Consider the following 26012-nt stretch of genomic DNA (forward strand, 5'->3'; position numbering starts at 1 on the left):
GGCGTGACCCTATTCATTCTCTTCATATCTGCCAAGCCAATTGAAAGCACGTGGGACTTGAGCACGGCGCGCGCTTTGGGCAGAGTGCCGCCACCATGAAGACCTATGATGTAGTGATCGTCGGGGGCGGCATTGTCGGCAGCAGTGCGGCCTATTTCCTCAAGAAACACGGCTTTACCGGGTCGATCGCGCTCATCGAGCGCGACACGACCTATGCGCAATGCTGCACGGCGCGCTCCTGCGGCGGTATCCGCCAGCAATTCTCGACGCCGGAGAATATCGAGCTGTCGAAATTCGGGCTCGGTGTATTGCGCAACCTGAAGGCCGAATTCGGCCCCGAGGCCGATGTCGGCTTCCGCGAGCAAGGCTATCTGATCCTGGCCTCCGAGAACGGGCGCGCCATTCTGGAGGAAAACCACGCCGTGCAGATCGCGCATGGCGCCGACAATGTGCTGCTCGACGCGGAAGGTCTCGGCAAGCAATTCCCCTGGCTCGTCACCGACGGGCTGGCGCTCGGCTGCTTCGGCAAGAGCGGCGAAGGCTGGCTTGATCCCTATTCGCTGATGAGCCTGTTCCGCAAAGCCGCGGCCACGCAAGGTGTCGAGATCATCGCGGGCGAGGTCGCCCAGGTGAAGACCGTTGCCGGCAAGGCGACATCGGTGACGCTCGGCGATGGCCGTGAGGTCGGCTGCGGCACCCTCGTCAATGCCGGCGGCACGGGCGCGGGCGCGCTCGCGCGCATGGCCGGCATCGACCTGCCGGTCGGCCCGCGCAAGCGTTATGTCTATGTGCTCGACTGCCCGGGCGCCAGCGAGGCCCTGCATAGGGCGCCGCTCACCGTCGATATTTCCGGCATCTATTTCCGCCCCGAGGGCCAGCAGTTCATTTGCGGCCTCTCGCCCGACGAAGCCGATGAACCTCAAGATCTCAGCTGGGATGTCGATTATACCTGGTTCGAGGAGCATATCTGGGAAAGGCTCGCAGGCCGCGTGCCGGCCTTCGAGGCGATCAAGGTCGTAAATGCCTGGGTCGGTCACTATGACTACAACGCGCTCGACCAGAATGCGGTGATCGGGCCGCATCCCGATCTCTCGAACTTCCTCTTCGCCAACGGCTTCTCCGGCCACGGCCTGCAGCAGGGGCCGGGTGCCGGCAATGCCATCGCCGAACTGGTGATCCATGGCGGCTATCGCAGCATCGATCTCGCTCGCCTCGGCTTCGCGCGCATCGCCGACAAGGCGCCGCTCTTCGAGCGCAATGTGATTTAGGGCGACAACAGCTCTCTACCCCTCATGCTGAGGTGCTTCGCCGAAGGCGAAGCCTCGAAGCATCCAACCGGATAGAGTGAGAATGCCGCAGGGGACCCTTCGAGGGCCGCTTCGCGGCCACCTCAGGGTGAGGGTAATGGATTGAGTTAGGAGGCGCTAATCCAGCCGCACCTGCACGCTGGCCGTGTGTCCCTGCGCGTCGATGACCGACAATCGCGCGAAGCCCTTGCCCGGCGTCTCCCACCAGGTTTCGCGGCGGGCTTCGCCGATCACGATCGGCAGGCCGTCGGCGAACCAGGTGAAAGGCGGCGCACCTCCCATGGCCTTGAGCGCCAGCCCGATATCGCTGGCCTCGCCCGAAATATCGACCCTGGCGCCATTAGGCGGGAAGGAAATCACGAGCGGCGCGTCGCCCGGCCCCGAAGCGGCGATCTCGGGCAGGCTGTCGGGGCGGAAGCGTTGCAAGGCCGGCGGCAGATCGGAGGTGCGGGCGAAGACGACGCCGTCGGGGGCCGGCGGCAAGGGTGTGCGTTTCTCGGCGACACGCGTGAAGGCATCGAAGAGGATCGGCGCCGCGGCGGTGCGCCCGATGAGATTGGAAACCGGCTCGCCATCCGGCCGCCCGACCCAGACGGCCACGGTATGGGCGCCGTCATAGCCGACGGCCCAGGCATCGCGATAGCCGTAGGACGTGCCGGTCTTGTAGGCGATCTTGCCCGGCAGCGCATTGACCGGTGGCGGCGCGTCGATCAGCACGTCGCCGACCTGCCAGGCCGCGGCCTTGTCGAAGAGGCGGCGTGGCGCTGCGGCAGTGGCACGATCTTTAGGACGCCAGATCAGCGGCAAGGCTTCGCCGTCGCGCGCCAGAGCGAGATAAAGCGTCGCCAGATCGGTGAGCTTCACCCCTGCCCCGCCGAGGCCGACCGCGAGGCCCGGCGCCGCATCGGCCGGCAGTTTCGGCGCCGCACCGGCATTCTTCATGCGCGCGATCAGGCGATTGGGCCCCATCGCATTGAGCAGCAGCACCGCCGGCACATTGAGCGACTGCTGCAGCGCCCTTCGCATGGTCACAGTGCCCTGGAAGGACTCGTCGAAATTTTCCGGCCGGTAGATGCCGAAGCGCATCGGCCGGTCGTCGACCAGCGTCTCCGGATGAGCGAGGCCATCCTCGAAGGCGAGGCCATAGATGAAGGGCTTGAGCGTCGAGCCCGGCGAGCGCAGCGACTGCGCGAGATCGATCTGCCCGGCCCGGCCCTTGTCGAAATAGCCGACGCCGCCGACATGGGCGCGGACTTCGCCGGTGGCATTGTCGACGGCGATGATGGCGACCGAGATCTTAGCCCCGAGCGCCACAGCGCGTTCGCGCGCCAGCGCCTCGAGCTGTTCCTGCAAGGGCCGCGAGATCGTCGTGGTCTCGACGAGATTGACCTTCCTCTTTGCGATGCGGTCCTGCTTCACCAGGCGCTCGGCGAGATGCGCGGCAAGGAGAGGGAAAAGCTTGCGTCCGTCCGGCGCCGGCTCGAGCTCGGCCGCCTTGACCTGATCCGCGTTGATGATGCCCTTGTCCATCAAAAGATCGAGCACCCGGTCGCGGGCGGCGCGCGCCGCGCGCGGGAAACGGTCCGGCCGGCGCGTTTCCGGAGCCTGCGGCAAGGCCACGAGCAAAGCGGCTTCGGCCGTGGACAGGCGCGCCGGTTCCTTGCCGAAATAAGCAAGCGCCGCGGCGCGCGTGCCTTCGAGATTGCCGCCATAGGGCGCCAGCGCCAGATAGAGCGACAGGATTTCGTCCTTGCTCAGCCGGCTCTCGAGCTGCACGGCGCGGATCATCTCGGCAAATTTGGCGGCGAGCGTGCGGTCGGGCCGGGGCTCGAGCAGGCGCGCCACCTGCATGGTGATGGTCGAGCCGCCCGAGACAACGCGGCCATGGCGCACGATCTGCCAGGCGGCGCGCAGCATGGCCGCGGGATCGACGCCGTAGTGCGAATAGAAGCGCTTGTCCTCATAGGCGATCAGCATGGCGAGGAAACGCCGGTCGACATCCTGCGGTTTGGACGGAAGCCGCCAATAACCCTCCGAGGTCGTGAAGGGCCGCAGCAATCTGCCGTCGCGATCGAGCACCAGCGGCGAATAGCTCAAGCTTTCGCCAAGCGGCAATGGCCCTAGCCGCTTCATCGCCTGTGACAGCGCGAAGCCTCCGGCATTCACGACGAGGATGGCCGTGAATGCCAGAGCACAGAGAATATCAAAGCGCCGGCTTCGTGCGCGCTTCGTTTTTTCGCTGTCGTTCCGCATCGCGTTGCCTCTAGATCACGATGAGTTTGGGTTGAATCAACCCAAACTCAAAAACGTGATCGATTCTTATGTGTTAGCGCGGGATTCTTGCGAAAAACCGGTACCCACTTTTTCGCATCCCGCGCTAGTGTTTACTCCGTCACGCTCATTGTCGTGGTGGCGAGCACGGCATTGCGCTCTGGCCGGTACATGTCCTCGACGGTGGCACCCGGCAGCGTGTAGCGGCCCGGCGCCACGGCGCGGACGATATAGGCGACTTTGGCGCTCTGATCCCTGAACGCCGCGACGAAGCGATCGTCACGGAATTCGGAATAGGTCACGTCGGTGAGGTCGCTCAGCCAAGCCAAGCTGCCCGTATTGCCGGTGGCGACCAGCGTCGGGTTCTCGATCTCGAGGCCGGCCGGCAGGCGGTCGACCATGAGAAAATTGCCGCTCTGATCATTGCCGTCGCGGCTGGCATTGAGCACCACGACCAGTCGGGTGTTCTGCTTGACCTCGGCAGGATCGACCGGCGTGCCGTCCAAGGTGTGGTAGGTGCGCCACAGCGTCATGCCGTTGGAAGAGGCGGGCTCCGCCACCGTAGGCGCGCCCGAGACCGCGACCACGGCCTGCAGCGGCGTCGTGCCGAGATTGCTGACCTTGTGCGCCGCCTCGAGATTATCGCCGCGATAGACCTTGTAGAGAGCGCCCTGATGGACGGAGCCGTCGACATTGAGCTCGACCGAGCGGGCCTGATCGACGACGTTGCGCGCCGCCAGCACCATCCAGGTCATCTCCTGCGTCGATGCGTAGCGGGATTTGGCGCGCTCATCGCTGATGACCTTGAGCGCAGCCTGGATCACCGGCGGGCTGGCATTACCGTTCTCCGCCAAGGCCACGATGGCCGCGGCGTTGCGCAAGGGCGAGCCATAATATTTCCAGGCCGCCGTGGCGGTGCCGTCAACCTCGCTTTGCAGCGCGTCGGCGGCCGCCTGGAAGGCTTCGCCGGCGCGCGGCTTGTCGCCGAGCATGCCGAGAGCGGCGGCGATCTGCGCCCGCGCCATGGCGGTGCCGAACTGGCCGATCTTGGTGTCGGCGAAATATTTGAGATCGCCGGCGGGCGCCCGGCCGGCCCGCGCCAGCGTGTAGAGCGCGTAGGCGACGTCTTCGCCCTTGCCCTGTTCCACATAAGGCGAATTGCCGACCTGGTTGCGCAGGTAATCGACCGCCTGGGTCAGCGCGCCTTCCGGCACCGCATAGCCTTTTTCGCGGGCCCTGAGCAGGAAGTCGGTCACATAGGCCGACATCCACAGGTCTCCGCTATAGGAGTTCCACAGGCCGAAGGCGCCATTGCTGTCCTGGCGCGCCAAGAGACGCTGCACCGTGTCGGCAAGCCGGTCCTTCACCGATCCGTCGAGATCGATGTCGTTGCCGCCAAGCTCCGACAAATAGAGCAGCGGCATGGCCCGGCTGACCAACTGCTCGGAGCAGCCATAGGGGTAGCGGTCGAGTTCGCGCAGCAGGCCCGGGACGTCGAGCGCGCTGAGCGGGCCCACCGAAAGCGACACGACGCCGGTGCCCGGCACCATCTCGGCGATCAGATCCTTGCTCACCGTGATGCCGCCATTGGGCTCGAGCGTATGCACCAAGCGGCGCGTCACCGGCGGATTGGCCGGCTCGATGCCGAGGGTGAAGCTCTGGTCGATCTGCACGTCGCCCGGCCCTGAGAGCGTCGCCGTGAAGCGCGCCGTGCCGATGCCCGTTGCGGTGATCGGGATATTCACCGGTATGCGCGATCCCACCGCGCCGATCTTCACCGTTTGGTTGAGCGTCGCGGCGTCGGTGCCGATCGGGCCGTCGACGGCGACCGCCAGACTATAGTCGCCGGGCTCGGCCTCGGCATTGAGGAGATCGAGGCGCAGGCGCGACTGATCGCCGGAGCCCAGGAAGCGCGGCAGCGTGCCGGCGATCACCACCGGATCGCGCGCGATCACGTCCACCGCGGCATGGCCGACCTTGGTCGGCGTCCATGCCACCGCCATCACGCGGATCGTGCCGTTGAAGGCCGGAATGTCGAAGGGCACTTCGGCGGTGCCGTCGGCCGCCACCTCGACGATGCCCGAGAACAGAGCGAGCGGCGCCTGTGTCGGCGGCGGGCTCTGGAAATTGCCGGCACCGCCATCGCCGCCGCTGCGAATGGGCCCTCGATTGGCGTCCATGCCGTCGATCAACTGCCCATAGATGTCGTAGAGCTCGGCCGACAAGCGCTTCTGGCCGTAATAATAGGTCTCGGGCTCCGGCGGCTTGTAGCCGGTGAGGTTGAGAATGCCGACATCGACGGCGGCGATCGTGACATAGGCCTTTTCGCCCGCGAGACCTCCGATCTTCACCGGCACCTTCAGCGTCTGGCGCGGTTTCATCACCTCGGGCGGCGTCAGCGCGACCTTGAGCGTGCGCTCATCGCGGTCGATGCCGAACCAGGCGAGGCCGATCGAACGCGTCGGCATGCGCTTGGCGGCGACATCCATCGGCCGGAAGTGGGTGACGACGACATAGGCCCCGGTGCCCCAGCCGTCGCCGACGGGCACGGTAACCGTAGTGCCATTATCCGGCACATCGACCAATTGCGACGCATAAAGCTTCTCGCCGACCACCTGCACCGACGCCTTGCCGGCAAACCGGGCGTCGATCTTGACCTGTAGCGTGTCGCCCGATTTGACCGACGTCCGGTCGAGCGCCACAGGCAGCATGTCCGGCGTGTCGGCCTTTTCGGAGACGTAATAGCCCGCATAGAAACTCGTCGAAGACGGCGCGAGACCATCGCCGGCAATTTCGATCCGGTACTGGCCCCATTGTACCGGCGCGCTGATCTGCGCCGGCTTGTCGGCCGCTATATCGACCGTGCCGCCGGTCACCTTGCGGGCGGTGGTGACGGCCTCATAGCTCCAGCGGTTGTCGGTCTTGTACCACTGATAGCTGGTGGTCAGGCGCTTGAGCACCAAATTGGCGCCCTTGACCGCAACGGCATTGCCCTGAGGATCGACGGCGATCACGCTGAAGACGGCCTGCTGGCCTTCGCCCACTTCGCCTTCCTGCTTCAAGCCCAGCATATTGCCGGTCGCGGCGATCGGCAGGGACGCCGTGCGCACCACGCCACGGCCTCCGGCTTCCTTCATGCGGATGGTGAAATTCGCCTTCAGCGGACGCGAGGTCGTCGGCAGTTGCGGCAAAGCCATGGTGATCTCGGCATGGCCCTTGTCGTCGGTCTGGGCGAGATCGCCGATGGTGTTCTGGACCGTATCGACGCCCTCGTCCGACAGGCCGAAGACATAGTCCTTCCATTGCTCGAAGGGCTGATTGTCGGCGGAGACGGCGACATCGCCCTCGATATCGAGACCGGCGGCCGGCGCGCCGAACAGATAGCGCCCGTCGACGGTGAGGCTGGCGCCGACATTGCGGTCGATGCGCGTGCCGTTGGCCTTGAGGTCGAATTCGATGCGATCGGGAATGTAGTCTTCGACGAGGAAGCTGGTATCGCCGATCGACGGGCCCTTTGGGTCGGTATAGGCCGACACGCGCCAGGTGCCGCCGGCAGCCGACGCGATGAGCGGGATATCGAGGGTGCGCCCACCGGCACCCTGGTCATTCAGCACAGTGCGCGAATATTCGACGCCGTCGGGGCGCTGCACGACGAGGGTGACGGGCACCTGGGCCAGCTGGTTGGCGTTGCCGTCACGCAACAGGACGGCGGCATGGACGGTTTCGCCGCGGCGATAGACGCCACGCTCCACATAGACGAAGGCGTCCGCCGCGCCCGGCGGGTCGCGGCCGGTGACGCCGCGATCGCTGAGATCGAAAGCCTGCCGCGAAATGTCGATGAAGGCATAGTCGTCCTTGTCGTCGGACGCGACCACGAGCGCCGGCTCGAGTCCTTCCTCGCCCTTGGTGAGGCCGGAATCGAAGAAGGCCGCGCCCTTGGCATCCGTCTTCACGCTGCCGAGGATCTCATTGTTGCGGGCGATGAGCCTGACGGTGACATTGGCGAGCGGATCGGCGGAGGCGATGGAGCGCAGCGAGACATGCAGCCCATCCTTGCCTTTGAGCGTCGACAGGCCGAGATCGGAGACCACGAACCACTGCGTGGCGACCTGGTTATAGTCATCGCTCACCACATCGGCCGCCCGCGCCGTCATCACATAAAGGCCAGGCTCGATCCGGCCGAGCGCCTCATCGACCGGGAAAGCGGTGGTGACATCCTCATTGGCCTTGCCGGCCACATCCATGGTGCCTTCCCAGACCTTCTGGCCCTTGCCGCGGGCGATATCGGCCGCCTGGTAGCCATAGAGCTGGTCAAGGAAGTTGGAGCCCGCCACCGCGGAGAGCAGGCTACGGTCGCCGATGCGATAGAGTTCGAGCTTGGCCTTGCTGGTATTGACCGAAACCAGCGGGATGCCGCTCTGGCCGGTGCGTGGCAGCACATAGGACTTTCCGACGAACTGCACCGAGGGCGTGCGGTCGCGCACATAGACCTCGTAGTCGGCGTCATCGAGCAGGCTTTCATCCACCGACGAAGGCAGGCCCTGGCGTACGGTGACCTTGTAGCGCTCGCCGTGCGTCAGGCCTTCGAGGCACAATTTGGTGCCGTCGACCGTGACGGCCGAGACAGGGCCCGGATCCTGCGTGAAATAGGGGGCGAAATCGCTGACCGAATTGGCGAGCGGGTCGGAGAACTGGAAACACAGGCGCGGCTGCGGCGCATCGCTCTCCACCGTATAGTCGGTGATGCGGAAGCCGTAGGTCTTGCGCAACTCCTCATAGGTCTTGCGGATATCGGCATTCTCGACGAGATCGAGGCTGGCGCGGTAGGCATTGAGCGCTGGCCGCCAGTCCTGGCGTTTCACCAGCGCCTGGGCGACATCATTGAGCGCCGCCGCCTTCTGCTCGTTGGTGACGGAGAGCTGATAGGCCCGGATCGCGGCGCCGAGCGCCAACGTGGGCAGTTCATAGCCGTCCTGGGAATTGAAGGGCTCGGCGACGAGCAGGAGATCGGCGAGCTTCTGCCAGTTGGCCTGGTCATCGGGACTGAGCGCCAGGATCTGCTCCACCACCTGGGCGGCGGCGCGGTTATTGCCCTGGGCGACCGCCGCATCCAGCTCCTGCTGGAGCTCGGGTAGGGTCTTCTTGAGAGTCTTGCCGATCTTGGCGATCGTGTCTTTGTAGTTGTCGGCGGCATAGGCGTAGTTGTCGACGACAAAGGGCGCCGCGGCGCGCGTGGGCGCGGCCATGATCCCGATCAGCGCGAGGACGATCAACAGTCGATAGACATATATAAAGTGGCTGGTGTTGGTGAAACGCGCGGTCATCAGGATCGTCCCTTGTCTTTTCACGGCTTAGAGCCTTTCCCGTTTTGATCGAATCAATCGATTCGATCAAAACGGGATAAAAATGCTCGATTACATATATCTGGAGCGCTTCCTTGTCGCGAAAGTCGAGCAACTTTCGCGGGAAGCGCTCTAGCGCCGGCCGCACGACATCGTTGCGCCCCGTGGGCACATGACACTCGCGCGGCGCTGACATATTGCCGGCCCTAAGCTTCGACCGGATATGGTAGGTGGCTTTCCGTGGTCCGGCAATCCAATGCCAGAAGATTCTGGCAATTGTTGCCCACATCTGTGGCCGCGCTGTGCCAACTAAAATCCGAGCAGTTGTCTTTCGCCTCCACGGGCCGGATGGTAGAGGCAAGGTCTGGCTACGCGGGACTTGAGCATGAAACACGAATCTGGATCGGCATCCTCTCATTTGCGGGCAGGAGCATAGGCATGGCCCCCCGCCAGGTCCTCACCATTTCATCGCATGTGGCGGTAGGATTGGTCGGCAATTCGGTGATCGTGCCGGCCCTTCTGACACAGGGTGTCACGCCGGTCGCGCTCTCGACCATCATGCTTTCCAACCACCCGGGCCATGCGCGCCCGGAGGGCCTTGCCGTGCCGGCGGAGAGATTGGCGGCCATGATCGAGCGCCTCGTGTCGCTTGGCCTCCTCAAGGACGACGTCATAGTCATCACCGGCTATTTCGCCAATGCAGAGCAGGTCGAGGCCTTGGCCCCGCTCATCGCCCGGCTGCGCAAATCCTACTATTTGTGCGATCCGGTGCTGGGCGATACCCATACGGGCGTCTATGTCGCCGATAGTGTGGCCAACGCCATTCGCGACAAGCTGGTGCCTTTGGCGGACGGCCTGACACCCAATGCCTTCGAACTCGGCTGGCTGACCCGAAGCGATGTCCGCGATCTCGCCACGGCACGCGCTGCCGGCCGGCATTTCGCGGACAAAGACCTGGTGGTGACCTCCATTCCCGACAAGGGCGCCCTGAAGACCGCCCTGTTCCGAAACAACCAGGCATTCACCGTCACCCGGCCGAAGCTCGATCCCGTCCCGCACGGCACTGGAGATCTGCTTTCCGCCTATCTCGTCGGGCAATTGGCGCTTGGCCGTTCCTTCGCCGAGAGCCTGGGCTTCGCCGTCGCCGCGACCGAACATGTCATTGCTGCCAGCCTCGGTACCTTGAGCCTCGATCTAGCCGCCGGACTCACGGAGGCCGCCCGGATAGATGCCTTCCCCGTCGCGCATGCGTGATCTCGTCGCCGGCATCGACGGCTGCCCCGCTGGGTGGATCGCGGTGATGTGGGATGGCGGTGCATCGATCTCTTCGCGCCTATGCGCACGCTTCAGCGATGTCATGGCGCTTCCGGCCACGATCATTGCCGTCGACATGCCGATCGGTCTGCCGCAACGCTCGGGCCGGCCACCTGAACGGGCGGTACGCTCGCGGCTCGGCGGCCGCCAGTCCAGCGTCTTCGCGGTGCCATCGGAGATAGCCGTTTACTGCGAGGATTATGCGCAAGCCTGCCGGGTGAATCTCCCCATTCCGATCCGCCGAAGAAGGTGTCAAAGCAATGTTTCCATCTCTTCCCCAAGATGCGCGAAATCGATGCGCTGATCACGCCCGAGCTTCAGGCGCGCATCCATGAATCGTATCCCGAGCTCGCTTTCTGGGTGATGAACGGCGAGACGCCGCTCGCCTTGCCCAAAAAGGTGAAGAGCCAGCCCTATGAACCCGGCCTCGATCTCAGACGCGCGCTGCGGCGCAAGTCCGGCCTGCCGATCGACGGCCTCACGCATGAGTATCGCCGCCGCGATGTCGGCGCCGATGATCTTCTCGATGCCTGCGCCTGTGCTTTTGTGGCATGGCGTATCCTGACCGGCCGGTCTATGCGTTTTCCGGAAGATCCGCCGCGCAACGCCAGAGGCCTGAGGATGGAAATCAATGCCTGACCCGATCACCCGTTCCGCCATCGAGGCGACCGCCTCGAAGATCGCCCCCTATATTCGCCGCACGCCGGTCATGGAGGTGACGCTGTCCAAAGTGGCGCAGCCAGTGGCGCTCAAGCTCGAGCTCTTCCAGCATACCGGTTCCTTCAAGGCGCGCGGCGCTTTCTCGACGGTGCTCGGCCGCGACCTTCCCAAGGCCGGCATTGCCGCGGCCTCGGGTGGCAATCACGGCGCGGCAGCCGCCTATGCGGCCTATATTGCGGGCGTGCCGGCGCATATTTTCGTGCCCGCGGTCGCCGCGCCCGCCAAGGTGGCCAAGATCAAGAGCTATGGCGCGATCATCGACCAGGACGGTGCTACTTATTATGACGCGCTGGAGAAATGTACCCGCTTCATCGCCGAGACCGGCGCTTTGTCGGTTCATGCCTATGATGCGGAGCCGACCTTGTTGGGTCAGGGCACGCTCGGCAGAGAGATTCAGGAGCAACTGCCCGAGATCGATACGCTACTGGTGGCGGTGGGCGGCGGCGGTCTGATCGGCGGCATTGCCGGCTGGTATCGGGGCGATGTCAGGATCGTCGGCGTCGAGCCCGAGACCTGCAACGCGCTTCACGCGTCCTTGGCCAAGGGCGAGCGCGTGACGGTGACGCCGTCGGGGATCGCCGCCGATTCGCTTGGCGCGTCCTTCGCCGGCGAATTGATGTTCCCGCTGGCGCAAAAATACATCGAGCGCATGGCGCTCGTGATGGATGAGGAAATCAGGATGGCGCAGCGTTGGCTGTGGGACCATGCGCGGATCGTTACCGAACCGGGTGGAGCCACAGCCTTCGCTGCGCTTCTGTCTGGTGCATATCGGCCGCACAAGGATGAACGCGTCTGCGTCGTCCTGTGCGGATCCAATACCGATCCCCTGACCTTCTCCAAGGTCATGATTACATGACCTTGAAGCGGTAGCTGAGATCGAGGCTGGCGCGCTTCAGCTCCAATTCGATGCGGAATCTTTCGATCTCGCGCGGATCGTGCGGGACGCGCCGTTCCCTCTTATGGCCGGCGAGGAGCCGGGCCGCCGGAGCGGCGATGAGACTGCGTGCCGGGCGTCTGAACCACGGCAGCGATTTCTGATAAGCGGACATGACTTTTCCTTTCACGAAACACGGATTTCCGTGCGCGTTTGAGAAATGAATGTAGAAAGGAAAGAATCGTGATGCGTGACGGTCCCGCGCATGCGCGTCACGCGCATGAGACGAGAGTCACGTCCCGGTCAAATGGTCTTCAGGCTTTGGGATTTCGAGAACACAAGCGGAAAGGCCAGACCGGGACCGAGCCCGGGGGCCCGGAGATCACGGTAAACGACGCTCCTTACGTGCTGTCATCATGACGGTCTCCATGTGTTGTGTTCAGGGACGGGCTAGATAGCATGAGTCGAGCGCCTCCGACAGGGGGATTCTTGCGCACTCGCTCTTTATACTGACAGAACGTGACAATCCTGCCACAGGGAATGGGGTGACCCATGCGGGCCACCCCATATCTTGTCAGGCGGCGTTCTTCAGAAGGCCGCGATTGATCAGGGCTTCGGCGATCTGCACCGTGTTGAGCGCGGCGCCCTTGCGCAGATTGTCCGAGACCACCCACAGGCTGAGGCCATTCTCGATCGTACCGTCCTCGCGGAGGCGCGACACGAAAGTGGCAAAATCGCCGACACACTCGACCGGCGTGACGTAACCGCCGTCTTCGCGCTTGTCGACGACCAGAACGCCCGGCGCCTCGCGCAGCGTCTCGCGCGCTTCCTCTGCCGTGATCGGGCGCTCGAACTCGATATTGACCGCTTCCGAATGACCGACGAAGACCGGCACCCGCACGCAAGTTGCGGTGAGCTTGATCTTCGGATCGAGGATCTTCTTCGTCTCGGCCGTCATCTTCCATTCTTCCTTGGTGAAGCCGTCTTCCATGAAGACGTCGATATGGGGGATGACGTTAAAGGCGATCTGCTTGGTGAATTTCTTGGGTTCCGGCGCATCGGTGACGAACACGCCCTTGGTCTGGTTCCACAATTCGTCCATGGCGTCCTTGCCGGCACCCGACACGGACTGATAGGTCGAGACCACCACGCGCTTGATCTTGGCGAGATCATGCAGGGGCTTCAGCACCACCACCAGCTGCGCCGTCGAGCAGTTCGGATTGGCGATGATGTTCCGCCTCGTCTTGCGTCTCATATATTCCTCGAGCGCATGGGCGTTCACTTCCGGCACGATGAGCGGCACTTCCGCGTCGTAGCGCCAGCAGGAGGAATTATCGATGACCATCGGGCCCAGGGCGCCGATCCTGGGCGACCATTCCTTGGAGACGGCCGAGCCCGCCGACATCAGCACGAAGTCGATGCCGCGGAAATCGAAGGTCTCGAGGTCCTGGCATTTCAGGACGCGGTCGCCGAAGGAGACCTCGGTGCCGAGCGAACGGCGCGACGCCAGTGCGAAGACCTCGTCCACCGGGAACTGGCGTTCCTCCAGGATATTGAGCATTTCACGGCCGACATTTCCGGTCGCGCCGACCACTGCAACTTTGTAACCCATTGAATTTTATCCTTTATCCCTCGCCCTCTCCCGTGAACCTTGGCGGTTCTGCCTGGGGCGCGCTGCTTCCGGCCATCTCCCCCGCGGGAGACGAGACCGGGGGAGAAGGCTCAAACGGTTTTCGTCGTTTTCGTCGTTTTGAGCATCCCCAGGCCACGGCAAAGCGCATCCGCGGAAAGCGGGCGGCAGGCGATGCTGTCGATAAAATAAGACATCGGGGACCGTGGTTCGAGGTTTCGGGGCGGGTTCTAACAAATCGGGACTTTAAGTCAATCCGCCTTGAAGCCGGGCGCCGGGCTTCCTATCTCGCCTGAACGGAGTCGGAAACGGTTGATCCGGCTCAATCTATTGTACGCGCAGGGACGGATGGGTAAAAACCTTACCCACGGTCATGCGCGATTTTGTGTTGTTTTAAAGGGCAAAAGGGGACCCAATGTTTGAATGGCTCTTCACGGTCGAAGGCTGGATGAGCCTTTTGACGCTAACCATCCTCGAGATCGTGCTCGGCATTGACAATCTGGTGTTTCTGTCCATCGCCTCCCAGAGGCTGCCGCCGCATCAGCGGCCGATCGCGCAGAAGATCGGCCTCATGGGCGCGCTGGGTCTGCGCATCGCCATGCTGGCGCTGCTCGTCTGGATCACCAAGCTCACCTATCCGGTCTTCTCGGCCGCCGGTTTCGACTTCTCCTGGCGCGACATCATCCTGATCCTGGGCGGCCTGTTCCTGCTCTACAAGGGCACCGCCGAGATCCATGAGGAGATGGAAGGCGGCGGGGAGGGCCCGAAGCAGGGCTATGCGGCAAGCTTCTTCGGCGTCATCGCCCTCATCATGGTGATCGACTTCGTCTTCGCGCTCGATTCCATCATCACCGCGGTCGGCATGACCACCTTCCTCCCCGTGATGATCGCGGCGAATGTCATCGCTATCGCCGTCATGCTCATGTCGGCGAACAGCGTCAGCCAGTTCATTGCCCGCCATCCGACGGTGAAGATGCTGGCCCTCGCCTTCATCCTGCTGATCGGCGTGGCGCTCGTCGCCGACGGCCTCGGCATGCACATCCCGCGCGAATATATCTACTTCGCCATCGCCTTCTCGCTCGGCGTCGAGACGCTCAATATTCTGGTCAAGAACAAGCGCCAGCGTCTGAGCAAGATCGACAAGACGGATGTCGAGCAGCCATAAGACCAGAGCATCGGCCCGAGAAGTGCGCGCGGTTCTCGGATAAGCCGATGCGCAAAATCAAAGTGATAGAGCGCCGAGGCGATTCCATGAGAAACGCCCGGCGCTCTAAGGCCCCGGTATGATATTCTGATTCATGCGGAAGAGATTATCGGGGTCGTATTTGCGCTTGATCTCCTGCAGCCGGGCATAGGTTGCGTGGCCAAAGGCGTCACGAACGAGATGCTCGCCTTCGCCATGACCGGGAAAGTTCAGATAGAGCCTCCCGGTCGAATGGCGTTGCATGCCGGTCCACAGCGTTCGCACCCAATCGATATTGGCACGGTCGTTCTCCGGCTTCGACCAGATCGCATCGAGGCTCAGCATGAATGGCATGGAGCGATCGCCGAACGCGGTCGCTTCGGCAGACACCCGCTGCACGGCCCCGCCGAATTTCCAGATCGAGGCGTAGGTCATGTCGGAGGGTCGCTTTGACATACCGGCGAGGATATCCCGGATGACGTCGCCGTCGAGCTCTTTGAGGTACGTAGATTTCCAGTAGTTGCGGTCGCGCCCCTTGGGGAACAAGGCATCATATATGCCCTGCAGCGTCCGGTAGGGCATGGCGCCGCTGAAATCGATCAGAGCGCCGCCGAAATTGCGCAAGGGTGCCGTCACCTGCTCGCCGGCCTGCGCGGGCCCATCATAGACATGCGCGAGGGTCACCACGCGCCTGCCCCAGATATTTTCGGGAAAGCTTGGATCGGAAGGAATGGTCGAGAATTCGGCAAGGCCGCTGAGTTCATCGGGCGCCGTCGCCATGAAATCGCGCCACAGAGGCAGGACCTCGCCGGCGCGCTCCTCGGGATAAGCCGGCCCGCAGAAGAACAACTCGGATGCGATCGGGTTCAGTTTGAATTCGAAGCTCACCACCACGCCGAAATTGCCGCCGCCGCCGCGCAATGCCCAGAGCAGATCCGGATTTTCGCTGTCGCTGGCCCTGACCAGACTGCCCTGCGCGGTTATCACATCAGCAGCGAGGAGATTGTCGCAGCTCAGGCCGTGCGAGCCGCGCAGCCACCCGATGCCGCCCGACAATGTAAGGCCTGCGACGCCGGTGGCCGAGATGAGACCACCTGGAGTTGCCCGCCCGAAGGCGGTGGTCGCCGCATCGACATCGGCCCAGACGGCGCCGCCCTCCACGATCACGCGGTCCAGGGACGGCGGCACGCGCACGCCATTCATCAAGGACAGGTCAATCATCAGCCCGTTATCGCAGACTGCGTAGCCCGCCACGTTGTGGCCCCCGGCGCGGATGGAGAGGACGAGGCGATGGTCGCGGGCGAAGCCGACCGCCGCCGCGACATCCGCGGCATTGCGGCAGCGGACGATGAGCGCCGGCCTGCGGTCTATCATCCCATTCCAGACGATGCGGACCGCATCGTAGTCCGCATCCCCGGGTACGAGCACGTCGCCCCTGAGCTTGCCCCGCAGGTCGTCGACGTCCAATTGAGGGGTGGAAAGGATCACATCATTTGCCATGGTTAACCTCGCATCTTCGCGGAGCCTAGCGCCGCGCCAGGAGGAGCGCTAAAGTCAAAACTGCTTAAGAGCGGTCATTTCTGCCATGAGTCCGCAGCAGGAGCCTCTCAATGTCGCGCTGCTGGGAGTGCAGGAGGTCACCGCCTCGACGCTCTACGGCATGTTTGACCTGTTTTCGTCTCCGGGCCGCGATTTCCCGTTCATTACAAGAGGCATTGCCGGCGAGCAGCGCATGCGTCCCTTCATTGTGGCGCGCTCGCGTGATGAATTTCGCGCCGCCAATGGCGTCCCGGTCCGGCCTGATCATGATTTCTCGGATTGCCCGCGGCCAGACATCGTCTGCATTCCCGATTTCTTCGTGATGCCGGGAGAGAGCGTCGCCGGACAGTATGATGCCGAGGCGCGCTGGCTGCAGCGCATCCATGGCGAAGGCACGATGCTGGCCAGTGCCTGTTCCGGCGCGGTGCTCCTCGGCGAGGCGGGGTTGCTGAAAAATTGCGACGCCACCATTCATTGGGCCTATGTCGCCTCGCTCGCCAATTATCCCGGCGTGAAGGTCAAGCCGCATCAGTCGCTGGTACTGAGCGGCGAGGCGCAGCGGATCATCATGGCAGGCGGCGGCACGAGCTGGCAGGACCTGACGCTCTATCTCATCGCCCGCTTCGTTGGGATCCGCAAAGCCATGGAAGTCGCCAGGGTCTATATGCTGCAATGGCACGATCAGGGCCAGCAGCCTTTCGCCGCGCTCATGGGATTCCGGCGGACCAATGATGCAGTCATCAACAAATGCCAGGACTGGGCGGCGCTGAACTACCTGACTCACTCGCCGGTGGCCGCGATGACAGCCTTGTCCGGCCTGCCCGAACGTTCCTTCGTGCGCCGCTTTTCGCAAGCGACGGGACTAACGCCGCTCGACTACATCCATGGGCTGAGGCTGGAGGAAGCCAAGCAGATGCTCGAAACCGGCGACCTCGGAGTCGAGGCGATCGCCAACGAGGTCGGCTACGAGGATGCGAGTTTCTTCGGCCGCCTTTTCCGCCGCAAGGTCGGCCTCACCCCGGCAAAATACCGCTTGCGCTTCGGCTCCCTCCACCGGGCCCTGAAGACCGGCTAGTGTCCCGAATCCGAAATTCGCCGCAGCCAGCGGGACCTTCCAAGCGAACTTCGCGTTCAGCACACTAGATCGAGACCCGAATCAAGCCGCTGCCTTGAGCTCGGCGAGGATCGCCGCGCCCATCTCGGTGGTGCCGATCGTCTTCTCCGCGCCTTGCGCGATGTCCTTGGTGCGCAGGCCCTTGGCCAGGACCTGGGCGATCGCCTGATCGACTTTGTCGGCCCATTCGCCGAGGCCGAAGGAATAGCGCAGCGCCATTCCGAACGACGCGATCATGGCGATCGGATTGGCGAGGCCCTTGCCGGCGATGTCGGGCGCCGAGCCATGCACCGGCTCGTAAAGCGCCTTGCGCCGCTTGCTCTTGACGTCGGTGGCGCCCAATGACGCGGAAGGCAGCATGCCGAGCGAGCCGGTGAGCATCGCCGCTACGTCCGACAATACGTCGCCGAACAGATTGTCGGTGACAATCACATCATACTGCTTGGGCCAGCGCACCAGCTGCATGGCGCAATTGTCGGCGAGCACATGCTCGAGCTCGACGTCCTTGTAGCTCTCCTGATGCAGGCGGGTGACGACCTCGTGCCACAGGACGCCCGTCTTCATCACATTACGCTTCTCGGCGGAGGAGACCTTGTTGCGCCTTGTGCGGGCGAGCTCGAAAGCGACGCGTGCGATGCGGTCGATCTCGAACGTGTCATAGACCTGCGTATCGACGCCGCGCTTCTGGCCGTTGCCGAGATCGGTGATCGTCTTGGGCTCACCGAAATAGACGCCACCCGTGAGCTCGCGCACGATGAGGAGATCGAGGCCTTCCACCACTTCACGCTTGAGCGACGACGCATCGGCGAGCGCCGGATAGCAGATCGCCGGGCGCAGATTGGCGAACAGCCCGAGATCCTTGCGCAGACGCAGGAGACCCGCTTCCGGGCGCACGTCATAAGGCACCTTGTCCCATTTGGGTCCGCCCACCGCGCCGAAGATCACGGCATCGGCGGCCTGCGCCTTGTCCATGTCCGCTTCCGAAATGGCCTTGCCATGCGCGTCATAGGCGGATCCGCCGACGAGGCCGCGGTCGAGCTCGAACCTGGCGATGCCCTGTGCCGAGAACCAGGTGATGATCTTCTCGACTTCGCCGGCGACTTCGGCGCCGATGCCGTCGCCCGGCAGCAGCAGAACATTGAAGGAGGACATGCGGGACTTTCCGTTTAAGTTATCAAAAACGAGGTCAGAGCCAGGGCCGGGCGGCCGCGGCCTTGCTTTCGAAGGTATCGATCGAGGCCTTCTTCTCCATGGTCAGGCCGATATCGTCGAGGCCGTTGAGCAGGCAGTGCTTGCGGAACGGATCGATCTCGAACTTGATGCAGCCGCCGTCGGGGCCGCGGATCTCCTGGGCCTGGAGGTCGATCGACAGCGTGGCGTTCGAGCCGCGCTCGGCGTCGTCCATCAGCTTCTTGAGCTCTTCGGCCGAAACCTGAATCGGCAGGATGCCGTTCTTGAAGCAGTTATTGTAGAAGATGTCGGCGAAGCTCGTGGAGATGACGCAGCGTATGCCGAAGTCGAGCAGCGCCCAGGGCGCATGCTCGCGCGATGAGCCGCAGCCGAAATTGTCGCCGGCGACCAGGATCTGCGCCTTGCGATAGGCCGGCTTGTTGAGCACGAAATCGGGCAGCTCCTTGCCGTCCTGGGTATAGCGCATCTCGAAGAACAGCGACTTGCCGAGCCCGGTGCGCTTGATCGTCTTCAGGAACTGCTTGGGGATGATCATGTCGGTGTCGACATTGACGATGTTGAGCGGGGCGGCGACGCCCGTTAGCGTATCGAATTTCTGCATAAGTAGGCTCCGCTTGCGAAGGGCCGGAAAGAAAGGGGCTTTCTGCGGGGGAAGCCCCGGCGCGTCAAGCCCCTGCGGTTCCTTGTTTTTAGTGGTTCCCAACGCTAGAGCAAATCCCGCCAAAGTTGAAGACTTTGGCAATGAGGACTTGCTCCAACATATTGATTTAGCGCAGATCCTTTTCGGCGAAGTGATTCCACTTCGCCGGGATGCGCGCTAGCATGGGCCATTGAGGTACCTGCATGACGGCTCCCCACGCTCCCCAAATGGCCGAAACGGGCGATAAACGCCCGATCACGGTGTTCGGCCCGGATTTCCCCTTCCCCTTCGACGACTGGATCAAGCATCCCTCGGGGCTCGCGCGCATCCCGCAGGCCCGCCATGGCGAGGAAGTGGCGATTATCGGCGCCGGCATGTCGGGCATGCTGGCAGCCTATGAGCTCATGAAAATGGGGCTCAAGCCCGTGATCTACGAGGCCGGCCGCATCGGCGGACGCCTGCGCTCGCAAAGCTTCGAAGGCGCCGAAGGCATCATCGCCGAGCTGGGCGGCATGCGTTTCCCGGTCTCGGGCACCGGTTTTTATCACTATGCCGACCTGCTCGGTCTCCAATCCAAGCCCTTCCCCAATCCGCTGGTCGAGGCATCGCCCTCGACCGTCATCGATCTCGAAGGCGAGACCTATTACGCCGAGAAGCAGTCGGACCTGCCGCCGATCTTCCAGGAAGTGGCGGCCGCCTGGTACGAGGCGCTCGAGGACTCGGCCCAGTTCGGCGCCATGCAGAAGGCGATCCGCGCTCGCGACGCCAAGGCCCTGAAGGCGATCTGGGACAAGCTCGTGCCTTTGTGGGACGACCGCAGCTTCTATGATTTCGTCGCCACCTCGCCCGCTTTCGCCAAACGCTCCTTCCATCACCGCGAGATATTCGGCCAGGTCGGCTTCGGCACCGGCGGCTGGGATTCGGACTATCCCAATTCGATGTTGGAGATCCTGCGCGTCGTCGTCACCAATTGCGACGACAACCAGCGCTGGATTCAGGGCGGCGTCGAGCAGGTGCCGCGCGGCCTGTGGAAGCGCGCGCCGGAGAAGCTGGTGCATTGGCCGAAAGGCACGTCGCTTGAGAAGCTCCATGCCGGAGCGCCGCGCCCGGCGGTGGTCAGGATCGCGCGCTCGCCCTCCGGCCATCTCGCCATCACCGACCGCTGGGGCGCCACCAAGTTCTTCGACGCCTGTCTCGTCACCTGTCACAGCTGGCTGCTCACCACTTACATGCAGGTCGAAGAGCGCATCTTCTCGCCGAAGCTCTGGATGGCGCTCGACCGCACCCGTTTCATGCAGTCGGCCAAGACTTTCGTGATGGTCGACCGGCCCTTCTGGAAGGACAAGGACCCGCGGACCGGACGTGATTTGATGAGCATGACGCTCACCGACCGCCTCACCCGCGGCACCTATCTGTTCGACAATGGCGACGACAAGCCCGGCGTCATCTGCCTTTCCTATTCGTGGATGAGCGATGCGATGAAGATGCTGCCGCTGCCCGTCGACAAGCGGGTGAAGCTGGCGCTCGATGCCTTGAAGCGCGTCTATCCCGGGCTCGACATCGAAAGCCATATCATCGGCGATCCGATTACGGTTTCCTGGGAATCGGACCCCAATTTTCTCGGCGCCTTCAAAGGTGCGTTGCCCGGCCACTACCGCTATAATCACCGCATGTACTGCCATTTCATGCAGGACGATCTGCCGCCCGACGAGAAAGGAATCTTCATGGCGGGCGACGGCGTGTCCTGGACGCCGGGTTGGGTGGAGGGTGCGGTGCAGACCGGGCTCAATGCGGTCTGGGGCATCGTCAGGCATCTGGGTGGCGAGACGCCTAAGGACAATCCCGGTCCCGGAGACCGTTATGACGAGTTGAAGCCGATCGAACTGCCCGACTGACGAGACCATTGCAGGCTGGGGAGGCTGTCATGTGGCCCGATCGCCGTCTATGTCACGTGCTTGGAATAGAACATCCGATCATCCAGGCACCCATGGCGGGTTCGGCCACCCCGGGACTCGCCGCCGCGGTCAGCAATGCCGGCGGGCTGGGATCGCTTGGTTGCGCCGAGATGACGTCGGACGAGCTCTCCACGCAGGTTGCGGCGCTGCGCGCCGCCACCAACCGCCCCTTCAATCTCAATTTCTTCGCGCATCCCGCACCACGCGCCGATTCGGACGTCTTCGTGCGAACACGTGAGAGGCTATTGCCCTGGTATCGGCGTCTCGGCCTCGCCGAGCCGGTGGTCACGCAGGCGCCGCACGGGCCGGGCTTTGACAGCGACCGCCTGGCTTTGGTGCTTGGCCTCAAACCCAAAGTAGTGAGTTTCCATTTCGGTGTCCCTGACAAGGCATTGCTTGCCGCGCTCAAGGCGGCGGACATCACGTTGCTGAGCACCGCGACCACCATCGCCGAAGCACGCGCGCTGGAACAGGCAGGCGTCGATGTGATCATCGCGCAGGGTTGGGAAGCGGGCGGCCATCGCGGATCGCACACACCGCGCGCACCCGCCGAGGGCATCGGAACGCTGGCCCTCGTTCCGCAGGTCGCCGATGCCGTCCGCCTGCCCGTGGTGGCGGCCGGCGGTATAGGCGATGGAAGAGGCATCGCCGCTGCTTTCATGCTCGGCGCCTGTGGCGTTCAGATCGGCACCGGCTTCCTGTCCTGTCCGGAAGCCGGCACCGACGCGGCGAGACGGGCGATGCTGCGCCAGGCGGCCGAGACCGATACGATGATGACGGACGCCTTTTCCGGCCGGGCCGCCCGTGCGGTCCGCAGCGACTACGCCCTCGAAATGGAGCGGCTGCGCACCGGCCTTCCCGACTTCCCCTCCATGTATGACCTGAGCGAACCGCTTCTCCAGCCGGCAGCCGCACCGGCCCAGCTGTCATTCATGCTCTATGGACAAGCGGCACGTCTCAACCGGGAACTGCCGGCGGCCGAACTTGTCGAGCGTTATGTGACGGAGGCGGCCGCCGTCTTCGCGAGGCTCAATGATCAGCCGCTGAGATAAGTGCGCCACAGATAGAGGATGAGCCCGATCATGATGATCATCGACAGCACGCGCGCGATGCGCTTGCCGAGGATTTCGATCTTGTCGTCCGGCTCGTTCTGCTGCTGCGGCGGCGGCTCGGCGCCGAGAAGCTTCTCCGACTGCTGGTGAAGGCGATCCAGGCTCGCGCGGGCTTCTGTTTCGCGATCGCTCTTCTTCATCACGGCGTCTCGCGCTCGAGGCGCTCCATATCGGCGTCCGAGAGGCCGAAATGATGGCCGATCTCATGGATGAGGACATGGCTGATGACGGCGCCGAGCGTTTCCTTGTGCTCGGCCCAGTAGTCGAGGATGGGGCGGCGATAGAGGAAGACCATATTGGGCAGCACGCCCGTATGGGCCAGTTCCTCGCCATGCGCGAGGCCGACGCCTTGAAACAGGCCGAGCAGGTCGAACTCGCTTTCGGCCTTCAGATCTCGCAGCACGTCGTCCTCCGGGAAATCCTCGACCCGGATGATCACATTGCCCGTGAGCTGATGGAAGGTCTGCGGCAGGCGCGCATAGGCCTCTTGGGCCAGCGCGTCGAAGTCCTCGAGCGAAGGCGCTTCGAGGCTCTTCAGCTCATGCAGAGAAAACCGGTGGCTTCGCAGAGGTCTATTCCTTCGGCGGTCATGGCGTTCACGGTTGTATAGGCCGCGACGAAGCCGGTCACCAGCGTCAGGATGACAAGACCTATGAGGACCCTGCGCAGAAACTGCGCGTCCGCCGATTGTGAAGTAATCACCTGAAGAAACTCCCCGCCACCCAGAAGTAAAAAGGTTGAACGTGGAATCAACCTTAGCGCCTCGGCGATGACATAACCCTTAATAACCCGTTCATCAACCGTTAATCGACGGGACAGTTACCAAGCTGCTACCTGGCGCGCATCCCGGCGAAGTCGAATTACTTCGCCCAAAAGGACTCGCGCCAAATCAATATCTTGGAGCAAATCCTGAGGCCCGAGCCGGAACTTAGTTCCAGCTGCGGATGTCGACGAAGTGACCGGCTATGGCCGCCGCCGCCGCCATTTGCGGCGATACCAGATGGGTACGGCCCTTATAACCCTGGCGGCCCTCGAAATTCCGGTTTGAGGTCGAAGCACAGCGCTCGCCGGGCTTGAGCTGGTCCGGATTCATGCCGAGGCACATCGAGCAGCCTGGCTCGCGCCATTCGAAGCCGGCGGCGAGGAATATCTTGTCGAGCCCCTCCTGCTCGGCCTGGACTTTTACGAGGCCGGAGCCCGGGACGATCATACCCTTGAGCCGGTCATGGATCTTCCGGCCCTCGACGATCCGGGCGACGGCGCGCAAATCCTCGATGCGGCCATTGGTGCAGGAGCCGATCCAGATCATGTCGAGCGGGATGTCGGTGATCTTCGTGCCGGGCTTCAGGCCCATATAGTCGAGCGCCCGCCATTTCGACTGGCGCTTGCCCTCGTCCTGGATATCGTCTGGATTGGGCACGGCGCCCGCGACCGAGACGACGTCCTCCGGGCTCGTGCCCCAGGAGACGATCGGCGGCAGCGCTGCCGCATCGAGCTTCACCACGCGGTCGAAAAAGGCGCCGTCATCGGTCCTGAGCGTATCCCAGTAACGGCGCGCCGCATCCCAGTCGGCTCCCTTGGGCGATTTCGGCCGGTCCTTCAGATAGGCATAGGCCTTTTCGTCCGGCGCGATCATGCCGGCGCGCGCACCGCCCTCGATCGACATGTTGCAGATCGTCATGCGGCCTTCCATCGACAGATCGCGCAGCGCTTCGCCGGCATATTCGATAACCGAGCCGGTGCCGCCGGCGGTGCCGATCTCGCCGATGATGGCGAGGATGATGTCCTTGGCGGTGGCGCCCGGGGCCAGCTTGCCGTCCACCTGGATCAGCATGTTCCTGGCCTTCTTCTGGATCAGCGTCTGGGTGGCGAGCACATGCTCGACCTCCGACGTGCCGATACCATGGGCGAGCGCGCCGAAGGCGCCATGGGTCGAGGTATGGCTGTCGCCGCAGACGATGGTGGTGCCGGGCAGCGTGAAGCCCTGCTCCGGGCCGACCACATGGACGATGCCCTGGCGGCGGTCGAGCTCGTTGTAATATTCGATGCCGAAATCCTTGGCGTTCTGCGCAAGGGTCTCGACCTGGACGCGGCTTTCCGGCTCGGCGATGCCGTGGCTCCTGTCAGTGGTCGGCACATTGTGGTCGACCACGGCCAGCGTCTTTTCCGGGTGGCGGACCTTCCGGCCCGACATGCGCAGTCCTTCGAATGCCTGCGGGCTCGTCACCTCGTGAATGAGATGGCGATCGATATAAAGGAGACAGGTGCCGTCCGGCTGCTCATCCACCAGATGATCGTCCCAAATCTTGTCGTAGAGCGTGCGCGGTGCCATTGGCCTGCCTGTCCGGGGGTTAGGGTGTTTTTCGGGTATTTAGCGCCTGGACTCAGGGAGTCAAACCCCCAAAGCCTGGAAGCAAGCCTGCCGCCGCCGCATGGGCGTCCTCCTGCTTCCCCTACGCCATTTTCTGCTGCAAAGACAGCGCCCCGCCCGAACGGGGCGGAAGTGATTCCCAGGGAGAAATCATGGCGCAAGCCAACAACACCTTTCGCGAGACCACAAGGACCTCCTGGTTCGGACGGCTGAAGGAGGCACTGACCGGCATTCTGGTCGGCCTCGTCCTCGTCGCCGCGTCACTCGTTCTCCTGTTCTGGAACGAGGGCCGGGCGATCAAGACTTACCGTGCCCTGACCGAAGGGGCGGGCTCGATCATCGCCATCGATGTGGCCAGAGTCGACCCCGCCAATGAGGGCAGGCTGGTCCATATTGCCGGCGCCTTCGCGCCCAAAGGCACGCCAGCCGATGCCGATCTCGGTGTTTCGGCCGAAGGCGCCGTGCGTCTCATCCGCAAGGTCGAGATGTATCAGTGGCAGGAAACGTCACGCTCCGAGACCAAGACCAAGCTCGGTGGCGGCGAAGAGACCGTCACGACATACGAATACAGCAAGGACTGGTCGAGCGAGCCGGTCGATTCTTCGAAATTCAAGGTGCCGGACGGCCATGGCAATCCGGCGATGCCGATCAAGTCGGGTGACTTCCCGGTGGCGTCGGGCGATCTCGGCGCTTTCAGCTTGACCGGAGAACAGATCGGCGGCCTCGGCGAGCGCAAGGCGATTGCCCTGGCCGAGGCCGATGCGGCGCGCATCAAGGACCGCGTGGCGCCCACCCGTTCGGCCCGCATCGATCAGGGCCGGGTCTTCATCGGCTATAATCTCGACCAGCCCTGGATCGGCGATCTGCGCATCTCCTACGACGCCGCCCATCTTCCGCAAGTCAGCGCCGCCGGCGCCCAGAAGGGCAATGGTTTCACCGACTATGTCACCTCGAACGGCCAGACGATCTTCCTGACCCAGGCCGGCATTGTGAGCGCCGCGCAGATGTTCGCCGATGCGCAGACCGGCAACACGATCGTCACCTGGGTCCTGCGCGCGGCGGGCTTGGTGCTGCTGCTGATCGGCTTCTCGCTCATCCTGCGCATCTTCGGTGTCGCTGGCGACGTGATCCCGGTCTTCGGCGATGTGGTGCGCTTCGGCACCGGGCTCATCGCCTTCCTGCTGACGGCACTCCTCGGCTCGCTCGCCATCGCGCTGGGCTGGTTCTACTACCGCCCGCTCTGGGGCCTGGCGATCCTGGCCACAGGCGTCCTCATTGCCGGTTTCCTCTGGTATCGCGGCAAGGCGCGCGCCAAATCAGCACCGGCACTTGCTGCAAGCTGATCCCGGCACCCCACCCGGCCTAGATCACGATGAGTTTGGATTGCGTCAATCCAAACTCATAAACGTGATCGATTCTTATATTGGCGCGGGATTCTTGCGAAAAACC

At 63.5% G+C, this 26012-nt stretch carries 21 protein-coding genes; 10 read left to right on the forward strand and 11 right to left on the reverse strand.

What is annotated here, in order from left to right; all coding sequences use genetic code 11:
• Nucleotides 1-95 precede the first annotated feature (95 nt).
• The gene (locus tag G5V57_RS10450; protein WP_165167439.1) at nucleotides 96-1268 is read left to right on the forward strand and encodes an FAD-binding oxidoreductase; all 1173 of its coding nucleotides are present in this window, start codon (nucleotides 96-98) and stop codon (nucleotides 1266-1268) included.
• A gap of 156 nt (nucleotides 1269-1424) precedes the next feature.
• Here the strand turns inward: G5V57_RS10450 and pbpC are convergent, their stop codons facing one another.
• Both pbpC and G5V57_RS10460 read right to left on the reverse strand, forming a co-directional pair.
• Nucleotides 1425-3560, reverse strand: a complete 2136-nt coding sequence (gene pbpC, locus G5V57_RS10455) for a penicillin-binding protein 1C (protein ID WP_165167440.1) — start codon at nucleotides 3558-3560, stop codon at nucleotides 1425-1427.
• A 131-nt stretch (nucleotides 3561-3691) separates the two neighbouring features.
• The gene (locus G5V57_RS10460) at nucleotides 3692-8902 is read right to left on the reverse strand and encodes an alpha-2-macroglobulin (RefSeq protein ID WP_165167441.1); all 5211 of its coding nucleotides are present in this window, start codon (nucleotides 8900-8902) and stop codon (nucleotides 3692-3694) included.
• Between the two features lie 456 nt (nucleotides 8903-9358).
• On the opposite strand from G5V57_RS10460, the gene G5V57_RS10465 reads away from it, so the two are divergent.
• Genes G5V57_RS10465 through G5V57_RS10475 form a run of 4 tightly spaced genes read left to right on the forward strand, consistent with a single transcriptional unit; the run spans nucleotide 9359 to nucleotide 11810 of the window.
• Complete coding sequence (locus G5V57_RS10465; protein ID WP_165167442.1) at nucleotides 9359-10174, forward strand: PfkB family carbohydrate kinase; 816 nt, start codon at nucleotides 9359-9361, stop codon at nucleotides 10172-10174.
• Nucleotides 10167-10538 (forward strand): DUF429 domain-containing protein, encoded by a 372-nt coding sequence (locus G5V57_RS35170; protein ID WP_371744763.1) that lies wholly within the window; start codon nucleotides 10167-10169, stop codon nucleotides 10536-10538. The genes G5V57_RS10465 and G5V57_RS35170 overlap by 8 nt, the downstream gene beginning before the upstream one ends.
• Nucleotides 10484-10873, forward strand: coding sequence for a DUF429 domain-containing protein (locus G5V57_RS35175; RefSeq protein WP_371744764.1), 390 nt, complete (start codon nucleotides 10484-10486; stop codon nucleotides 10871-10873). Before G5V57_RS35170 ends, G5V57_RS35175 begins: the two co-directional genes overlap by 55 nt.
• Nucleotides 10866-11810 (forward strand): threonine/serine dehydratase, encoded by a 945-nt coding sequence (locus G5V57_RS10475; protein ID WP_165167443.1) that lies wholly within the window; start codon nucleotides 10866-10868, stop codon nucleotides 11808-11810. The genes G5V57_RS35175 and G5V57_RS10475 overlap by 8 nt, the downstream gene beginning before the upstream one ends.
• Here G5V57_RS10475 and G5V57_RS10480 read toward each other — a convergent pair.
• Both G5V57_RS10480 and G5V57_RS10485 read right to left on the reverse strand, forming a co-directional pair.
• Nucleotides 11803-12003, reverse strand: coding sequence for a hypothetical protein (locus G5V57_RS10480; protein ID WP_165167444.1), 201 nt, complete (start codon nucleotides 12001-12003; stop codon nucleotides 11803-11805). The two genes, G5V57_RS10475 and G5V57_RS10480, sit on opposite strands and share 8 nt — an antisense overlap.
• 399 nt (nucleotides 12004-12402) lie before the next feature.
• Nucleotides 12403-13440 carry an aspartate-semialdehyde dehydrogenase gene (locus G5V57_RS10485; RefSeq protein ID WP_165167445.1) on the reverse strand — a complete coding sequence of 346 codons (1038 nt, stop codon included), beginning with the start codon at nucleotides 13438-13440 and terminating at the stop codon, nucleotides 12403-12405.
• 433 nt (nucleotides 13441-13873) lie between these two features.
• Here G5V57_RS10485 and G5V57_RS10490 point away from each other — a divergent pair, with 433 nt between their 5' ends.
• Nucleotides 13874-14623, forward strand: coding sequence for a TerC family protein (locus G5V57_RS10490; protein WP_165167446.1), 750 nt, complete (start codon nucleotides 13874-13876; stop codon nucleotides 14621-14623).
• A 105-nt stretch (nucleotides 14624-14728) separates the two neighbouring features.
• Here the strand turns inward: G5V57_RS10490 and G5V57_RS10495 are convergent, their stop codons facing one another.
• Complete coding sequence (locus G5V57_RS10495) at nucleotides 14729-16141, reverse strand: FAD-binding oxidoreductase (protein WP_165167447.1); 1413 nt, start codon at nucleotides 16139-16141, stop codon at nucleotides 14729-14731.
• Nucleotides 16142-16226: 85 nt separating this feature from the next.
• Between G5V57_RS10495 and G5V57_RS10500 the strand changes: the two genes are divergently transcribed.
• The gene (locus tag G5V57_RS10500) at nucleotides 16227-17255 is read left to right on the forward strand and encodes a GlxA family transcriptional regulator (RefSeq protein ID WP_165167448.1); all 1029 of its coding nucleotides are present in this window, start codon (nucleotides 16227-16229) and stop codon (nucleotides 17253-17255) included.
• 81 nt (nucleotides 17256-17336) lie between these two features.
• Here the strand turns inward: G5V57_RS10500 and leuB are convergent, their stop codons facing one another.
• The gene (leuB, locus tag G5V57_RS10505) at nucleotides 17337-18446 is read right to left on the reverse strand and encodes a 3-isopropylmalate dehydrogenase (RefSeq protein ID WP_165167449.1); all 1110 of its coding nucleotides are present in this window, start codon (nucleotides 18444-18446) and stop codon (nucleotides 17337-17339) included.
• A 34-nt stretch (nucleotides 18447-18480) separates the two neighbouring features.
• Nucleotides 18481-19086 carry a 3-isopropylmalate dehydratase small subunit gene (gene leuD, locus G5V57_RS10510; protein ID WP_165167450.1) on the reverse strand — a complete coding sequence of 202 codons (606 nt, stop codon included), beginning with the start codon at nucleotides 19084-19086 and terminating at the stop codon, nucleotides 18481-18483.
• A 242-nt stretch (nucleotides 19087-19328) separates the two neighbouring features.
• On the opposite strand from leuD, the gene G5V57_RS10515 reads away from it, so the two are divergent.
• Entirely contained in the window at nucleotides 19329-21020 is a 1692-nt protein-coding gene (locus tag G5V57_RS10515; RefSeq protein ID WP_210256115.1) for an NAD(P)/FAD-dependent oxidoreductase, read from the forward strand.
• A 29-nt stretch (nucleotides 21021-21049) separates the two neighbouring features.
• The gene (locus G5V57_RS10520; protein WP_165167451.1) at nucleotides 21050-22132 is read left to right on the forward strand and encodes a nitronate monooxygenase family protein; all 1083 of its coding nucleotides are present in this window, start codon (nucleotides 21050-21052) and stop codon (nucleotides 22130-22132) included.
• Here G5V57_RS10520 and G5V57_RS10525 read toward each other — a convergent pair.
• The 4 genes from G5V57_RS10525 to leuC form a co-directional block, all read right to left on the reverse strand.
• On the reverse strand, nucleotides 22117-22332 hold the full coding sequence (locus G5V57_RS10525; RefSeq protein ID WP_165167452.1) for a hypothetical protein: 216 nt from the start codon (nucleotides 22330-22332) through the stop codon (nucleotides 22117-22119). The genes G5V57_RS10520 and G5V57_RS10525 overlap by 16 nt on opposite strands.
• On the reverse strand, nucleotides 22332-22739 hold the full coding sequence (locus G5V57_RS10530) for a metallopeptidase family protein (RefSeq protein ID WP_165174008.1): 408 nt from the start codon (nucleotides 22737-22739) through the stop codon (nucleotides 22332-22334). The genes G5V57_RS10525 and G5V57_RS10530 overlap by 1 nt, the downstream gene beginning before the upstream one ends.
• Nucleotides 22727-22894 carry a hypothetical protein gene (locus G5V57_RS10535; protein WP_165167453.1) on the reverse strand — a complete coding sequence of 56 codons (168 nt, stop codon included), beginning with the start codon at nucleotides 22892-22894 and terminating at the stop codon, nucleotides 22727-22729. Before G5V57_RS10535 ends, G5V57_RS10530 begins: the two co-directional genes overlap by 13 nt.
• 226 nt (nucleotides 22895-23120) lie before the next feature.
• On the reverse strand, nucleotides 23121-24524 hold the full coding sequence (gene leuC / locus G5V57_RS10540; protein WP_165167454.1) for a 3-isopropylmalate dehydratase large subunit: 1404 nt from the start codon (nucleotides 24522-24524) through the stop codon (nucleotides 23121-23123).
• 191 nt (nucleotides 24525-24715) lie between these two features.
• Here leuC and G5V57_RS10545 point away from each other — a divergent pair, with 191 nt between their 5' ends.
• Nucleotides 24716-25906, forward strand: coding sequence for a TMEM43 family protein (locus G5V57_RS10545; protein ID WP_165167455.1), 1191 nt, complete (start codon nucleotides 24716-24718; stop codon nucleotides 25904-25906).
• Nucleotides 25907-26012 lie beyond the last annotated feature (106 nt).

Origin of the sequence: Nordella sp. HKS 07 (genome assembly GCF_011046735.1) — a bacterium.
GTDB lineage: Bacteria > Pseudomonadota > Alphaproteobacteria > Rhizobiales > Aestuariivirgaceae > Taklimakanibacter.

What these genes read in the sequence shown, in the direction of transcription:
- G5V57_RS10465 (WP_165167442.1), top strand. Translation starts at nt 9,359, where the DNA reads ATGGCCCCCCGCCAGGTCCTCACCATTTCATCGCATGTGGCGGTAGGA.
- G5V57_RS10520 (WP_165167451.1), top strand. Translation starts at nt 21,050, where the DNA reads ATGTGGCCCGATCGCCGTCTATGTCACGTGCTTGGAATAGAACATCCG.
- G5V57_RS10500 (WP_165167448.1), top strand. Translation starts at nt 16,227, where the DNA reads ATGAGTCCGCAGCAGGAGCCTCTCAATGTCGCGCTGCTGGGAGTGCAG.
- leuC (WP_165167454.1), bottom strand. Translation starts at nt 24,524, where the DNA reads ATGGCACCGCGCACGCTCTACGACAAGATTTGGGACGATCATCTGGTG.
- G5V57_RS10485 (WP_165167445.1), bottom strand. Translation starts at nt 13,440, where the DNA reads ATGGGTTACAAAGTTGCAGTGGTCGGCGCGACCGGAAATGTCGGCCGT.
- leuD (WP_165167450.1), bottom strand. Translation starts at nt 19,086, where the DNA reads ATGCAGAAATTCGATACGCTAACGGGCGTCGCCGCCCCGCTCAACATC.
- G5V57_RS10490 (WP_165167446.1), top strand. Translation starts at nt 13,874, where the DNA reads ATGTTTGAATGGCTCTTCACGGTCGAAGGCTGGATGAGCCTTTTGACG.
- G5V57_RS10450 (WP_165167439.1), top strand. Translation starts at nt 96, where the DNA reads ATGAAGACCTATGATGTAGTGATCGTCGGGGGCGGCATTGTCGGCAGC.
- G5V57_RS10525 (WP_165167452.1), bottom strand. Translation starts at nt 22,332, where the DNA reads ATGAAGAAGAGCGATCGCGAAACAGAAGCCCGCGCGAGCCTGGATCGC.
- leuB (WP_165167449.1), bottom strand. Translation starts at nt 18,446, where the DNA reads ATGTCCTCCTTCAATGTTCTGCTGCTGCCGGGCGACGGCATCGGCGCC.
- pbpC (WP_165167440.1), bottom strand. Translation starts at nt 3,560, where the DNA reads ATGCGGAACGACAGCGAAAAAACGAAGCGCGCACGAAGCCGGCGCTTT.
- G5V57_RS10475 (WP_165167443.1), top strand. Translation starts at nt 10,866, where the DNA reads ATGCCTGACCCGATCACCCGTTCCGCCATCGAGGCGACCGCCTCGAAG.
- G5V57_RS35170 (WP_371744763.1), top strand. Translation starts at nt 10,167, where the DNA reads ATGCGTGATCTCGTCGCCGGCATCGACGGCTGCCCCGCTGGGTGGATC.
- G5V57_RS10515 (WP_210256115.1), top strand. Translation starts at nt 19,329, where the DNA reads ATGACGGCTCCCCACGCTCCCCAAATGGCCGAAACGGGCGATAAACGC.
- G5V57_RS10495 (WP_165167447.1), bottom strand. Translation starts at nt 16,141, where the DNA reads ATGGCAAATGATGTGATCCTTTCCACCCCTCAATTGGACGTCGACGAC.
- G5V57_RS10545 (WP_165167455.1), top strand. Translation starts at nt 24,716, where the DNA reads ATGGCGCAAGCCAACAACACCTTTCGCGAGACCACAAGGACCTCCTGG.
- G5V57_RS10460 (WP_165167441.1), bottom strand. Translation starts at nt 8,902, where the DNA reads ATGACCGCGCGTTTCACCAACACCAGCCACTTTATATATGTCTATCGA.
- G5V57_RS10480 (WP_165167444.1), bottom strand. Translation starts at nt 12,003, where the DNA reads ATGTCCGCTTATCAGAAATCGCTGCCGTGGTTCAGACGCCCGGCACGC.